Below are 14,635 nucleotides of genomic sequence, written 5' to 3' on the forward strand. Positions count from 1 at the left end.
CTCAGAAATGCGCACGTAGCGTCACGCCCACCATTCTCGGGTCGCTGGGCTGGCCCAGGATCAAACCAGAGTTTCCGGTTTGCACCGTGAGCGCGGTGACGTAGTTCCTGTCGAAGAGGTTGCGCGCGAACACGTCGACCTCCCAGTTGTCGTTGAACCGGTAGCCCACGCTTCCGTTGACGACGGCGTAGCCGGCGATCTTGGTGTAGATGGAGTTGGCCGTATCGGAGTTGTAACCGCTGCGTGCACTCGTGTCGGCATGGACGAGGAAGGCGTCGTTGCCGATCGGCAATTCGTAATCGAAGCCTAGTGATCCTGCCCATTTGGACAGGCCTGCCAGCGGCAACCCGGTCAGGACGTAGGCACCTGGCACGTCGGGGTTTCCGCGTGGATTCGAGGTCTTGATCGCCAGGCTGGCCGGCGCGACGAGTGGCTGGCATCCGCCGACGGCATTCGGGTTCTGCCATTCAAGCGGGCAGGGGCCCTTGGGATAGTCCGTGTATTTGCCATCGGCATAGGCAAACGACGCGCGCAAGGTGAATCCCCTGAACACGAGGGCTGCGAAGTCGGCTTCAGCGCCTTGCACCCGGACTTCCGGAATGTTCGCCGGGTAAGTGCGCAAGGCTGCGGTCTCGGTACTGGACGTGACGTTGGCCTGGTAGTTCTTGACCACGGTCCGATACGCGGCGAGGTTCAATGTGGCGCGACCGTCCCACCAGGCGGTTTTCAGGCCAGCCTCCCGCGTGGTATTCGTTTCGTCCTTGATCACGGCCGTCGCCAGGGCCGGATTGTTCGCAGCATCCAACGGCAGGCCGGACATATTGAGGCCACCGGATTTGTACCCGTACGCATAACTGACGTAACCCAGCACGTTATCGGTGAACTGATAGCCCAGGTTGACGCGACCCGAGGGGTTGCCACCGCTATCCGATGCGCTGTAACTCTGCGGGCGGAACAGCGACAGCTTTGCGTTGTCCTGTATCGAGCCTGGGGTGGTCGGCAGGCCTCCGGATACTGTCGTCGAGTAGTTGCCGTTCTTGTCTTCGTAGGTATAGCGAAGGCCAAGTGTTGCGGTCAGTCGATCGGTGATCTTGTAGTTCGCCTCACCGAAGGCCGCATAGCTCTTCATCCGGTAGTGCGAATTGCCGAACTGGCCGTAGCCGTCCGCAAGGTTGTCCGGCATGCGAGGGAAGCTCGTGGTGCTGACCAGCCAGTACGTGGCGGCCGGGCCATAAATGCTGATCGGCTTGCCGTTGATTTCCTGGGTGTAGAAGTAGAGGCCGCCGACATAGCTGAAGGGGCCGTCACCGTTGGAGGCGACACGGAACTCCTGGCTGTATTGATCCTGGCGCGAGGGGATGCGCTGGACGGTCTGAATCGGCACACCAATGTAGTCACGGTCGTTGGCGACATCCCATTTCCAGTAACGCCAGGCGGAGATCGAGGTCAGCGTAACGGCGCCCACGTTCCAATCGGCGTTGAGGGATACACCTCCGTCTTGCGTGTCGATATGCAGAGGGGCATCGATGTCAGTCAGTCGGTCGTACACATTGCGGCTGGCCGGCGAATAGGCGGGAAGGCCGTGCGCTGGCAGGTTGGCGATCAGACCATTGAACTGTCGCGCTGCACTACGCAGGCTGCTGCCGACGCGCAGGTAGTTCTGCGTACAGCAATCCGAATCCAGATTGGAGACATCCCCGATCAGGCGGACATTGAGGCTGTCGTCCGGTTTGAACAGCAACTGACCGCGCAGGGCGTAGTTGTTGATTTCGTTTTCGTCCTTGCCGGTGGTGACGTTGTGTAGCGAGCCGTCCTTCTCGGTGAACTGCGCCGAGAAGCGGCCGGCCACCGTTTGAGTCAGTGGCCCCGACACCGTGCCTTTCGCCTGGAAAAACCCTTGCTCGCCGTATGAAATCTCGCCGCTGCCCTCCGGCGTGAAGGTGGGTGCGCGACTGGTGATATTGATAGCGCCTGCCGTCGTGTTCTTGCCGAACAGCGTGCCCTGCGGTCCTCGGAGTACTTCGATGCGATCGATATCAGTGAAGTCGAAGGCCGCCGTTGCCGGACGACCGTGATAGACACCATCGACATAGAAACCCACACCGGGCTCGATGCCGTCATTCGCGGCGCTGACCGACAGCGTGTTCGACCCCAGACCACGGATCGTATAAGCCGTATTACGTGGGTTTGCGGAGTTGTAGTAGAGCGATGGGACCAGCTGGCTGAGCTGCTGCGTGTTGACCGTATACGAACGGTCGAGCCATTCGCCGCTCACCACCGAAACCGCGATGGGAACCTTCTGCAGGTTTTCTTCGCGCTGGCGGGCGGTGACGGTGACGCTATCGAGCGTCGTGACGTCTTTCTTGTCATCGGCCGTCGTGGGAGTGTCCGTCGCCAGGGCGGCAGCGGTAAATACGGGACATAACAGCGCCACAGCGCCGAGCACGAGCCGATGCATGGTGTCTCCCCTTTTCCCTGACGGGCCGGTGCGCCCGAACGCAATATAAAGTGGACTATATAGCGAATTATTGAGCCTACAAGCCGTGCCGGAGCTAGACTGATCCCGTCCTACCCATCGGTGACGGCATGCTCCAGTACGAAGGCTCCCTATGGCTCACCGATGGCGCGCGGCGCTGGGGCGGGCTGGACCGTGTCGAACTGCTGTCCCAGATTGGGCAGACCGGGTCGATTACCGCCGCCGCCAAGGCCGTGGGCATGAGCTACAAGGGCGCATGGGACGCGGTCGAGGCAATGAACAACCTCGCGAGTGAACCGCTGGTGCTGCGCGCGACTGGAGGCAAGGGCGGTGGTGGGGCGAGGCTCACCGCGCGTGCCGAGCGCCTCATTAAGTCCTTTCGCAGCATCGAATCGGCTCACCGCCTGTTCGTCGAGCATCTTGCATCGCTCGGGGACGAAGCGACCGATGACATCCATCTATTGAGGCACCTGACCATGCGAACCAGTGCGAGAAACCAGCTTGCCGGTGTCGTTGATCGCGTCCAGCAGGGTGCGGTAAACGACAGCATCGCCATCCGGACCACGGGTGGCGCCACACTCATCGCAACCGTGACTCGAGAGAGTACGGACAACCTCGCACTGACTCCCGGGCGCCCGGTCATCGCGCTCATCAAGGCGAGCTGGATCATGCTCGGTCTGCCTGGGCAGGGGCGGTTATCCGCATCGAACCAGCTGCCTGGCACGGTGGCCCGGATTCATCCCGGCGCGGTGAATACCGAGGTGACCGTGGACATCGAGGGTGGCGGGACGATTACCTCGATCATCACCAAGGACAGCGTTGATAACCTCGGGCTGGTCGAGGGCATGGCTGTACTGGCGATCTTCGATGCTGCCTCCGTGATCGTTGGTGTTACCGACTGAGAGCGGACTGAAAGCAGGCTGACTGTCGCCACGTCGGCAGCGCAACCTTTTACGTCGAAGCCGATTCGACGAGTTTCGATTTCAGCTATCACATCTCCTTATGCCTCCTATACCGAGCAACGATTTCAGCTCGAGGGGGGGCGTGGTCGAGAATGACCGCTCGATTGATGACGTGAAACACCTTCGTCATCTTGATTGATCGTGTCTATCGATTACGTAGGAAAAAACGATGGCCAAGTCGAGCAGCCAGAAGTTCATTGCACGAAATCGCGCCCCGCGCGTCCAGATCGAATACGACGTGGAGCTCTACGGCGCCCAGAAGAAGGTGAGCATCCCCTTCGTCATGGGCGTCATGACCGACCTCTCCGGTGCGAGCGCCCGCGACCTGCCGCCGGTCGAGGAGCGCAAGGCGCTCGAAATCGACGTCGACAATTTCAACGATCGTCTTGAATCGATACGGCCCACGGTGTCGTTCGATGTCCCCAACACGTTGACCGGCGAAGGCAACCTGGCCATCGAGATGCGTTTTGGCCACCTCGACGACTTTTCTCCGGCGGCCATTGCCCGCCATGTCGAACCGCTGGCGAAGCTCCTCGAAGCACGTACGCAGCTAGCCAACCTGGGTACGTACCTGGACGGTAAGGCTGGCGCCGAGAAGCTGATCGCGCAGGCGATCCAGGATCCGGCGCTACTGGCGGCGCTTGCCGCGACGCGTCCGGCCACCACCGACACAAAGGAGGATTGACCGATGGCGACCACGCAAACCCAGGCGGCCGAGGCCGTCGTCGAAACCACCGAGGGCGGCGATTTTGCCGCCTTGCTCAGCAAGGAGTTTCGCCCGAAGAGCGAGCGCGCCCGTGTCGAGGTGGAATCCGCTGTGCGCACGTTGGCCGAGCAGGTGCTCGATCGCGCGGACATCGTTTCCGACGACGTTACGCAGACGATCAACGCCTATATCGCCGAGATCGACCGCAAGCTCAGCGAGCAGGTGAACCTGATCCTGCACCACCCGGACTTCCAGAAGCTGGAAGGTGCCTGGCGCGGCCTGCACCACCTGGTGTCCAACACCGAAACGGATCCGCAGCTGAAGATCCGCGTGATCAACCTCTCCAAGAACGACCTCGGCCGTACGCTCAAGCGTTACAAGGGCACGGCGTGGGACCAGAGCCCCGTGTTCAAGAAGGTGTACGAAGAGGAATACGGCCAGCTCGGTGGCGAGCCCTACGGCTGCCTGATTGGCGATTACTACTTCGATCACGGTCCGCAGGATGTCGAACTGCTGCGCGGCATGGCCCAGGTCGCCGCGGCGTCGCACGCGCCGTTCATCGCCGCCGCCGCACCGGGCCTGCTCGGCATGGACGGCTGGGGTGAGCTGGCCAACCCGCGCGACCTCGCCAAGATCTACTCGACGCCCGACTACGCGGCATGGCGTTCGCTGCGTGACAGCGAAGATGCGAAGTACGTGGCATTGACCATGCCGCGCACGCTGTCGCGACTTCCCTATGGTGCCAAGACCGACCCGGTGGAGGAGTTCGACTTCGAGGAAGACACCAGTGGTGCCGACTCCACGAAGTACACCTGGCAGAACGCGGCCTACGCGATGGGCGTCAACATCAATCGCTCGTTCAAGCAGTATGGCTGGTGCACGCGCATCCGCGGCGTGGAGTCGGGCGGTACGGTGGATAACCTGCCGGCGCACGTCTTCCCCACCGATGACGGTGGCGTGGACATGAAGTGTCCGACCGAGATCGCCATTACGGATCGCCGCTCGGCCGAGCTGGACAAGATGGGCCTGATGCCTGTCGTGCACCGGAAGAACTCCGACATGGCCGCCTTTATCGGTGCGCAGTCGCTGGCGCGTCCGGAAGAGTATGACGATCCGGATGCCACGGCCAACGCGGCATTGAGCGCGCGCTTGCCTTACATGTTTGCCTGCTCGCGGTTCGCGCATTACCTCAAGTGCATCGTGCGGGACAAGATCGGCTCGTTCAGCACGCGTGAGCAGATGCAGGACTGGCTCACACGCTGGATCCTCAACTACGTCGATGGCGACCCGGTCAATTCCAACGAAGAGACCAAGGCACGCAAGCCGCTCGCCGCGGCACAGGTGGTGGTCGAGGAAGTCGAGGGCAACCCCGGCTACTACACCTCCAAGTTCTACCTCAAGCCGCACTACCAGCTCGAAGGCCTCACGGTCTCGCTGCGCCTGGTTGCTCGCCTGCCGTCCGGCAAGGCCGCCTGAGTCCTTCCCTAATTACGCGTCAATCGAGGAAAAGCGTTCATGGCTTTCGACATGCATCTCAAGTTCGGCCCCGGTCAGGTAAAGATCGAGGGCGCTTCCAACCACGCCAAGCATAAGGACCAGGTGCCGATCATCGCGTGGTCGTGGGGCGCCAGTAACTCGGGCAACCTACATACCGGCGCGGGCTACGCGTCCGGCGGTAAGGCCAATGTGCAGGACATCACGATCACCAAGTTCGTCGACTCCTGCTCGAATGCGCTGCTTAACGCGGTATGCACCGGTGCACGCGTCGACAGCGCGACGCTCTATGTCACCAACGCCACCGGCGAGCAGACTGACTTCGTCACCATCGAACTGACCGAGGGCGTAATGATCACCTCGGTGTCCACCGGTGGCAGCGGCGGTGACGAGCGCCTGACCGAAAACATCACCCTGCATTTCGGCAAGTTCAAGTACGCGTTCCAGCCCCAGGACGACAAGGGCAAGGCGACGGGTGGCACCAAGGACTTCACCTACGACATGCAGCAGGTGAAGGGCACGGCCTGATCGCAACATGGCCGAGCTGACCACCCAGGAGCGCCTGCAGCCGTCGTTATTGGACCGCTTGCGCGACGACGAACCGCACGTCGCGCAGGAGAGCCGGGACAAGCGCGTGATCACGGCGGCGCGCCTGCGCGAGTACGTCGTGCGGGACCTTGCCTGGTTGTTCAACTGTACGCGGCACTGGTCCTCGGAAGAGCTCGCCGGGCTGCCGTATGTCGAGGCTTCGGTCCTCGACTACGGCATCCCGGACCTGACCGGCGCCGCCATCGCGGGGTTGGATATCGAAGTGCTTCGCCAGCGCATACGCGCGGCGATCGCGACGTTCGAGCCTCGCCTGGATCCCGCCACGCTGCATGTGGATGTAAGGGCCGACACCGCAAGGATGGATCGCCTGACGCTGTCGTTCAGCATCGAATCGACGATGTGGGCGCAACCGTTGCCTCTCAACCTTTACCTGAAGACCGAGGTCGACCTGGAAACCGCACGTTTCAGTGTTTTCGACGGCCTCGGCTGAGCCCATGGATCCCAGACTCCTCCGGTACTACAACCAGGAACTCCAGCACATCCGTGAATCGGGTGCGGAGTTCGCCAGCGCGTATCCCAAGATCGCCGGCCGCCTGGGCATGGAGGGGATGGAGTGCGCGGACCCTTATGTGGAGCGTCTGCTGGAAGGCTTTGCCTTCCTGTCCGCGCGCGTGCAGATGAAGCTGGATGCACAGCACCCTGTCTTCACCCAGCACCTGTTGCGCATGCTCTACCCGCAGTACCTCGCGCCGGTGCCGTCGATGACCGTGGTCGAGATGTCGCCGGACAGCGGCGAGACCCTGCCAGGCGAAGGCCATCTCGTCCCGCGGGGCACGGCTTTGCGCAGCCAGATCGGCTTCGGCGAGCGCACGGCCTGCGAATACCGCACGGCCCATGCGGTGAACCTGCTGCCTCTGTCGCTCGACGAAGCCCGCTATTTCTCCAGTCCCGCCGCGATCGCGGCGGCGGGCTTGGGCGTTCCGCCAGGGAGCAGCCCGCGCGCGGCGTTTCGCCTGCGCTTCAGACTGGATGCCGGTGTTCAACTGGATGCGCTGTCGTTCGATGAACTGCCCGTGTTCTTTGCCGGGGCCGGCGACCTTGCCAGTCTGCTTTACGAACAGGTCCTGGCCAACGGCACGGGCTTTTCCGTCGTCGCGGGCGATGCCGTCCGGCATGCGACGCAGGCAAACATCGAGCCGCGCGGCTTCACCGACGCCGAGGCGCTGCTGCCGGTGAGCGATCGCTCGTTCAGTGGTTACCGCCTGCTGCAGGAGTACTTCGCCTGCCCCCAGCGCTTCCAGTTTGCCGCGTTCACCGGGCTGCGCCGTCTCCTTCCGCGTTCCAGTGCGACAGGCTTCGACATCGTGGTCTGGCTGGACCGCGCCGTGACCCGGCTGGACAACGCGGTCGATGCATCGTACGTACGCCTGTTCTGCACGCCGGCGATCAACCTTTTTCCGCGGCGGTCGGATCGTATCCACCTTCGCGAGGGTGCTGCCGAATACCACGTACTGGCAGACCGCACGCGACCGATGGACTTCGAGGTCTACGACGTCGAGGACGTACAGGGGTTTGGCGACAGCCAGGAACCCGAGCAGACCTTCTTTCCGTTCTATGGCGGTAACGCCAGGACCTGGCACCAACCGGCGGAAGCGTTCTATTCGCTGCGCCGCGAACCGCGCGTGGCATCGCAACGGCAACGACGCGACGGGCCGCGTTCGAGTTATGTCGGCGGCGAAGTCTTTCTCTCGCTGGTCGATGGACGCGAGGCGCCGTACGCGAGCAGCCTGCGCCAGCTGGGCATGCGCCTGCTGTGCACCAACCGCGATCTGCCCTTGCACATGCCGGTGGGGAAGGGAGCCACGGATTTCATGCTCGACACCGACGCGCCCGTGCGGTCGATCCGCTGCGTGGCAGGGCCGACGCGCCCGCGCGCCGCGATGGCGGAGGGGCAGGGTGCATGGAAGCTGATCAGTCACCTGCAACTGAACTACCTCTCGTTGCTCGAGCACGACGACGGCGCGGCGGCGCTGCGCGAGATGCTCCTGCTCTACAGCGACGAGTACGACGCGTCCTCGCGCCGCCTGATCGAGGGTCTGCGCAACGTACGTTCGTCACCCATCGTGCGTCGCCTTCCCATCGTAGGCCCGGTCACCTATGGCCGCGGCCTTGAAATCAGCCTGACCTGTGAGGACCAGGCCTTCGAAGGCACCGGTGCCTTCCTGTTCGGCTCGGTCATGCAGAACTTCTTCGCGCGGTACGTCTCGTTGAACTCGTTCACCGAGACCGTGCTGCATACCCATGAACGCAACGAGGTGGCACGGTGGACGGCTCGCTCCGGCACGCGCCCGATCCTGTAGGGCTGCTCGACGCGCTGCGTGCCGACCCGTCGTCATTCGACTGGTTCGAGGCATTGCGGCGGGTCGAGTGCGTCTACGCCGAGCATCCGCGCCTCGGCCATTCCGTGCGGCCGGCGGACGACCCGGTTCGCCTTGCGCATACGCCGTCACTGGGGTTCGCCTCACGCACTATCGATCGTGTCGAGACCGATGGTGTACGACCGCCTCGCATCCACAGCCTGATGCTGGGCTTGTGGGGGCCGAACGGCGCCTTACCCCTGCACCTCACCGAGTACACGCTGGAGCGCGAGCGACTTGCGCGCGATTCCACGTTCACCGCCTTCGCGGACGTGTTCCATCACCGCATGCTCAGCCTGTTCTATCGGGCGTGGGCCGACGCGCAACCGACGGTACAGATGGATCGCCCCGCGGACGACGCCTTCGCGCACTTCCTCGGTGCATTGGTGGGTATCGACAGTCCATCGCTGGCCGGGCGCGATGCGTTGCCGGATCGGTTCCGTCGCTACATGGCCGGACGCATCGTCGCCCAGGCGCGGAACGCCGAAGGACTCGTGGCCCTGCTCGCCGCCTTCTTCGCCGTGCCCGTGCACCTGGAGGAATTCGCGGTGACATGGTTACCCCTGCCTGACGATGGGCGGCTGCGCATGGGCGCCGCCATGGCCGGTATCGGTACGACGGCGGTGCTCGGCGCCGCCGTGCGCAGCGCGCAACACCGCTTTCGCATCCGCCTCGGGCCGATGGCATTTGCCGACTACCGGCGCTTCCTGCCCGGCGGAGAAGCCCTTGGTGAGCTGGTCGCCGCCGTGCGCTTCTACGTCGGTGACGGGCTCGACTGGGACGTCCAACCGGTGCTGCGCCGCGACGAGGTGCCGCTGACGCATCTGGGGCGCGGCAGCCGCATGGGCTTGTCCGCGTGGATGGGCCGGTTCGCCGGCCCGGGCGACGCCGACGACCTGGTCCTGCAACCCCTTTCCCTTCCGAATCGATCGAGGACGCCATCGTGACCGACATCAGCCGTACCGCCTTGTTCGGCAAACTCAATGCCGTGGCCTATAAAGCCATCGAGGGTGCCACCGTCGCCTGTCGCCTGCGCGGACATCGCGAGGTCGAACTCGTGCACTGGCTGCAGCAGATCCTGCAGATGGGTGATTCCGATCTCCACCGCATCATCCGCCACGTGGGTATCGATCCTTCGCGCCTGGCACGCGACGTGGACGAGGCGTTGGAGCGCCTGCCGGGTGGTGCGACCGCGGTCAGCGATCTGTCGGCCGATATCGAGGAAGCCGTCGAGCGCGCCTGGGTGTACGCCACGCTGAGCTTTGGCGAGAGCCAGGTGCGCACGGCCTACCTCGTCGCTGGCATCGTGCGCACGCGTCGCCTGCGTCACGTGCTGACCGGCATCTCGAACGAGTTCGCGAAAATCCGCGCGGAGGGTCTGGTCGACGAGCTTCCGGCCATGATCGCCGGGTCGGCCGAGGAGCGGCTCACCGCGTCCGATGGCTTTCGCATGAGCGACGGCGCGGGTAACGCGGGCGATTCGCCGGCGCCCGCGCAGCTGGGCAAACGGGAAGGCCTGCAGCGCTATACCGTGGACCTCACCGCGCAGGCGCGCGAGGGCAGGATCGATCCCGTCGTCGGTCGCGACGACGAGATCCGTCAGGTCGTCGACATCCTCATGCGTCGCCGGCAGAACAATCCCATGCTGGTCGGCGAGGCCGGCGTCGGCAAGACCGCGGTGGTCGAAGGCTTTGCGCAGCGCATCGTCGCCGGCGACGTGCCGCCGGCGCTTCGCGAGGTGGAACTACGCGTGCTGGACGTGGGCCTGCTGCAGGCCGGCGCGAGCATGAAGGGTGAATTCGAAAGCCGTCTGCGCCAGGTGGTCGACGAGGTGCAGGCGTCGGCGACGCCGGTCATCCTGTTCATCGACGAGGCGCACACCCTGGTCGGTGCCGGCGGGGCCGCCGGCACCGGCGACGCCGCCAACCTGCTCAAACCCGCCCTCGCGCGCGGCACGCTGCGCACGATCGGCGCCACGACCTGGGCCGAATACAAGAAGCACATAGAGAAGGACCCGGCGTTGACCCGGCGCTTCCAGACCGTGCAGGTCGGCGAACCCGACGAGGCGAAGGCGGTGCTGATGCTGCGCACGGTGGCCGGGGTCATGGAAACGCATCACGGTGTCCAGGTTCTCGATGAAGCGATCGAGGCAGCCGTCCGGCTTTCGCACCGCTACATCCCCGCGCGCCAGTTGCCCGACAAGGGCGTGAGCCTGCTCGACACCGCCTGTGCGCGGGTGGCTGTGAGCCACCATGCCGTACCGGCGCGCGTCGCCGACTCCCGCCGGCGGATCGAGGCGCTCGAGGCCGAGCACGGGATCATCCGTCGCGAACGCGCGGTGGGCATCGACACCAGCGAGCGCGAGGTAGCGGTCGAGGCGGCGCTGAGCGTCGAAGTGCGGCGCTTGTCCGACCTGGAAGAGGACTGGACCCAGGAAAGCCGTCTTGTCGCGAGCATTCTCGAGCTGCGAGGACAATTGCGTGACGCGGCGCAAGACGAGTCACGTCCCGTCGACATGGATAGTAGCGAGCGCGAATCGTTGCTTGCCCGGTTGCGCACCCTACAGACGGCGCTGGCCGAACGCCAGGGTGACTCGCCGTTGATCCTGCCTGCGGTCGACCAGCAGGCGGTTGCCGCCGTGGTCGCCGACTGGACCGGCATTCCGGTCGGGCGCATGGTGCGCAGCGAACTGGAGACGGTGATGAACCTCGCCTCCTTGATGGGTCAGCGGGTCATCGGCCAGGACCACGCCATGGAGATGATCGCCAAACGCATCCAGACCTCGCGCGCCGGGCTGGACAATCCTCACAAGCCCATCGGCGTCTTCCTGCTCGCGGGCACCTCGGGCGTCGGCAAGACCGAGACGGCGTTAGCGCTGGCCGAGACGCTGTATGGCGGCGAGCACAACCTCATCACCATCAACATGAGCGAGTTCCAGGAGGCCCATACCGTCTCCACGCTCAAGGGCGCGCCGCCCGGCTACGTGGGCTACGGCGAAGGTGGCGTACTCACCGAGGCGGTGCGTCGCCGTCCTTACTCGGTGGTACTGCTGGATGAAGTCGAGAAAGCCCATCCGGACGTGCACGAAATCTTCTTCCAGGTCTTCGACAAGGGCGTCATGGAAGACGGGGAAGGTCGCCGGATAGACTTTCGCAACACGCTCATCATCCTGACGACAAACGCAGGAACCGAGACGATCGAACGTCTGTGCGCCGACGCGGCGCATGTGCCGGAAGCTGAAACGATGGCGACCGCCCTGCGCGTGCCACTGCTCGATGTCTTTCCGCCCGCGTTACTGGGGCGGCTCGTCGCCGTGCCGTACTACCCACTCAGCCAGCACATGCTTGGCGAGATCGTCCGCCTGCAGGTGGCGCGGATCAAGCACCGTATCGAGGAGCGCTACCGCGTGCCTTTCGAATGCACGGATGCGGCGACGGCGCTGGTGGTCAGCCGGTGCACCGAGAGCGAGAGCGGTGGTCGCATGATCGACGCCATCCTGACCAACACGATGTTGCCCGACATCAGCCGGGAGCTGCTCATGCGGACGATCGGCGACGAGCCGGTGCAACGCGTGCATGTGGACGCGTCGGGCGGCGCGTTCGTCTATCGGTTCGACGGCGTCGATGTCGCTTCGGCGATGGTCGCGGCCTGACGCCGGCGAAGGAGACGAGCATGGCAACCCAACTCACCCGCGAAGAGTGGCTGGCCCTCGGCGAGATCGCGAAGTCTCGCAAGCAGCTCATGGCGCAGATGTTCCGTGGCACGCACCTGCACTTTGGCAGCAGTAGTGCGCGCGATGCAGGAGGCGAACTCCTGCAGATGGGCTACGAGCTTTATTCGGCGATCAGCGATCTGGCGACGCATAAGGACTCATCGACGACTGCGTTCAGCGCGTCGGGTACGAATGCCGACATCAAGAGCTTCATTGCAAAGATGGCGGACATCGACAGTTTCGATACGCTCGTCCAGGTGATCGGTAGCGAGCAGGCCAGCAAGCTGCTCGCCGACGTTACCCCGATCGTCGGCGTGGTCAAGGGCGTCTATGACCTGCAGAAAGTGGCCGTGGCGGTCGTGCGTGACGCGAAGCACCTGTACCGGCATGACTTCTACCTGCAAGGCTTTCGTCCCGGCGCGCCCTATGCCGCCGCGGAATCGATCAGGATCATCATCCGGCGTGACCTTACCTCGCACAGCATCGACTTTGCGCAGCAGGGCATGGCGACGGGCCTGAAAATCGCCGGGCTGTTCGTGGATGTCGGCACGGCGACCAACGCCGGTATCGGCCTGGCCGGTGCGGTCGCCAGCCTCGGCCTCAAGCTCTACGGCATCGGCCTGGACATCAAGGACATGCGTGCAGGCAACCTCTGGCTGGAGAAACCGGAGCAGTTGTCCCTGCAGGTCTTCAACGATAGCCCGATCCTTGGCAGCTACCTGCTCGCCAGTGCCAGTACCTCCGACCTGATCAACATGTTCGTGGTCGACATTGGCCTGAAGGCCGATTGGAAGGATGACGTCGAACGCATGTACGAACAACAGATGTCGCCCCTGGTACAGCTTGCTCGCAAGCATATTGAGGCCTCGCCGCTCCAGCTCGAAGGCCACCACATCACGCTCGGGCCCTCGGGAACCCATGCCGGGAAGTCGTTCTTTTCGGGTCTGAAGGCCCGACTGGCGCGGCACATTCATCGTGGAAGTGGAGCGGTGACCCATGCCTAAGGGCAATCATGTCTTCAATGACTTCGACGGGTGTGTCGCTACGAGCTTCAAAAAGCTCTCACGTGAACTCAATCTCGAACAGGTGCTTATTGCGGCGACCGGCGCGGGGAACAGCCCGGAGGCGACGACGATCCGTGGCCACTTTCCAACGTCCTACGCGACACTCATCCAGATGCAGGCGAAAGATCGCGTCAAGGAAATGCACTGGATCCAGGACGATAAGGAAGTCATCGCTAACGACGGCAACTCCATGGCGTTCGGTCGTGAATCGGCGCGCTTCAGTCAAGCCGTCATCGACTGGGCTTGGGGGCGGGATGACAAGGAGAATCCCATGACAGTGTGGCGTGACCTGGTCAATGCCGGCGAGGACATCACGGCCCGAAGGAACTTCGCCAAAGAAAGTTCCCGAAAAGAGGCGCCTAAAACGGAGGCAGGCCGCGAGGAACTCTGTCAGCAGGTCCGCATGTTCATCCGCGGCGAGCTCTCCAAGCTCGTCGGTAAGTGGCTGGTCCAGCTGCGCGACGACATGACGTCGGCGCGGCCCGCAATGAACGGGGTAACGCCGGTACGGGTCGACTACGACACCAGGCGAAAGGCGTGGATGGAACGACTGGGCAGTGCCGGCGTCATACCCATCCCCGATTAATACCGCGAGCACCGGCGATCGAAGCACATCGATCAGGAACACAAGGCACCCCGATGAGAATCATTCTGAGCACCGCGCGCTACACGGAGTTCCTAAAGGAGTTTCGTCTGGCCGACCGCCAAAATGCGGCAGCCAATAACGAAACCGAAGTGGTGTACACCTCGGGCAATGCGACGCGTCGGTATTTCTACCGTGCGCCGAACTTCGAACTGATCGCCTATGACCTTGGCGGCGGGCGGATCAATCTCGTCACCTACAATCATGTAGGAACCCTGGGCGCCACCGTCGGTAGCACGAACTTCGATGGTGCGCTTCTGGCGGGCGGCGGTGGTGGCAACCAGATGACTGCGGACTTGAGCCGCGTGGTGGCGCTGACCTCGGAAGCGGCGCGATCATCGGTGGTGGAAACCGCCATCAAGAACGTCCTGGGTAGCGCCGCTCGCACGGTCAATCTGGACAGGTTCACCTTGCTTTTCACGTCCTACAAGCACACGGCCAAACACGTGAGGTACTTCGATGCGTCCGGCGCGTACGCGCCCGGTTGGCGTCCGTTGCGCCGCGACGACTACCTGCGCTTTTTCTCCGACAGCACCTACACGGGTGATGCCACGACCCATTGTGCGCTGGTGCGCTCGTTGGCCGACGCGCCGAACCGCGAAGACCCGTAAC

The 14,635-nt window shown here is 63.6% G+C and carries 12 protein-coding genes; 11 read left to right on the forward strand and 1 reads right to left on the reverse strand.

What is annotated here, in order from left to right:
- Position 1 precedes the first annotated feature (1 nt).
- Positions 2-2,458, reverse strand: a complete 2,457-nt coding sequence (locus tag C8J98_RS04895; RefSeq protein ID WP_107911487.1) for a TonB-dependent receptor — start codon at positions 2,456-2,458, stop codon at positions 2-4.
- Positions 2,459-2,586: 128 nt separating this feature from the next.
- Between C8J98_RS04895 and C8J98_RS04900 the strand changes: the two genes are divergently transcribed.
- The 11 genes from C8J98_RS04900 to C8J98_RS04950 all read left to right on the forward strand — a co-directional run bounded on the left by C8J98_RS04900 (position 2,587) and on the right by C8J98_RS04950 (position 14,634).
- Positions 2,587-3,378 carry a TOBE domain-containing protein gene (locus C8J98_RS04900; RefSeq protein ID WP_107911489.1) on the forward strand — a complete coding sequence of 264 codons (792 nt, stop codon included), beginning with the start codon at positions 2,587-2,589 and terminating at the stop codon, positions 3,376-3,378.
- A 229-nt stretch (positions 3,379-3,607) separates the two neighbouring features.
- The gene (gene tssB, locus C8J98_RS04905; protein WP_107911490.1) at positions 3,608-4,123 is read left to right on the forward strand and encodes a type VI secretion system contractile sheath small subunit; all 516 of its coding nucleotides are present in this window, start codon (positions 3,608-3,610) and stop codon (positions 4,121-4,123) included.
- Positions 4,124-4,126: 3 nt separating this feature from the next.
- Positions 4,127-5,620, forward strand: a complete 1,494-nt coding sequence (gene tssC, locus C8J98_RS04910; RefSeq protein WP_107911492.1) for a type VI secretion system contractile sheath large subunit — start codon at positions 4,127-4,129, stop codon at positions 5,618-5,620.
- A 39-nt stretch (positions 5,621-5,659) separates the two neighbouring features.
- The gene (locus C8J98_RS04915; protein ID WP_107911494.1) at positions 5,660-6,166 is read left to right on the forward strand and encodes a type VI secretion system tube protein Hcp; all 507 of its coding nucleotides are present in this window, start codon (positions 5,660-5,662) and stop codon (positions 6,164-6,166) included.
- Positions 6,167-6,173: 7 nt separating this feature from the next.
- Positions 6,174-6,677, forward strand: coding sequence for a type VI secretion system baseplate subunit TssE (gene tssE, locus C8J98_RS04920; protein ID WP_107911496.1), 504 nt, complete (start codon positions 6,174-6,176; stop codon positions 6,675-6,677).
- A 4-nt stretch (positions 6,678-6,681) separates the two neighbouring features.
- Complete coding sequence (gene tssF / locus C8J98_RS04925; protein WP_107911498.1) at positions 6,682-8,547, forward strand: type VI secretion system baseplate subunit TssF; 1,866 nt, start codon at positions 6,682-6,684, stop codon at positions 8,545-8,547.
- Positions 8,548-8,549: 2 nt separating this feature from the next.
- The gene (gene tssG, locus C8J98_RS04930) at positions 8,550-9,551 is read left to right on the forward strand and encodes a type VI secretion system baseplate subunit TssG (RefSeq protein WP_199229849.1); all 1,002 of its coding nucleotides are present in this window, start codon (positions 8,550-8,552) and stop codon (positions 9,549-9,551) included.
- A complete protein-coding gene (tssH, locus tag C8J98_RS04935) occupies positions 9,548-12,256 on the forward strand; it encodes a type VI secretion system ATPase TssH (protein ID WP_107911501.1) in 2,709 nt (902 codons plus the stop codon). Before tssG ends, tssH begins: the two co-directional genes overlap by 4 nt.
- 20 nt (positions 12,257-12,276) lie before the next feature.
- Complete coding sequence (locus tag C8J98_RS04940; RefSeq protein WP_107911503.1) at positions 12,277-13,320, forward strand: hypothetical protein; 1,044 nt, start codon at positions 12,277-12,279, stop codon at positions 13,318-13,320.
- Entirely contained in the window at positions 13,313-13,966 is a 654-nt protein-coding gene (locus C8J98_RS04945) for a hypothetical protein (RefSeq protein WP_107911505.1), read from the forward strand. The genes C8J98_RS04940 and C8J98_RS04945 overlap by 8 nt, the downstream gene beginning before the upstream one ends.
- A gap of 53 nt (positions 13,967-14,019) precedes the next feature.
- Positions 14,020-14,634: a hypothetical protein gene (locus tag C8J98_RS04950; RefSeq protein WP_107911507.1), complete on the forward strand. Its 615-nt coding sequence runs from the start codon at positions 14,020-14,022 to the stop codon at positions 14,632-14,634.
- The last annotated feature ends 1 nt before the right edge of the window (position 14,635 follow it).

The organism is Luteibacter sp. OK325 (assembly GCF_003050935.1).
In the GTDB taxonomy this organism is placed as follows: domain Bacteria; phylum Pseudomonadota; class Gammaproteobacteria; order Xanthomonadales; family Rhodanobacteraceae; genus Luteibacter.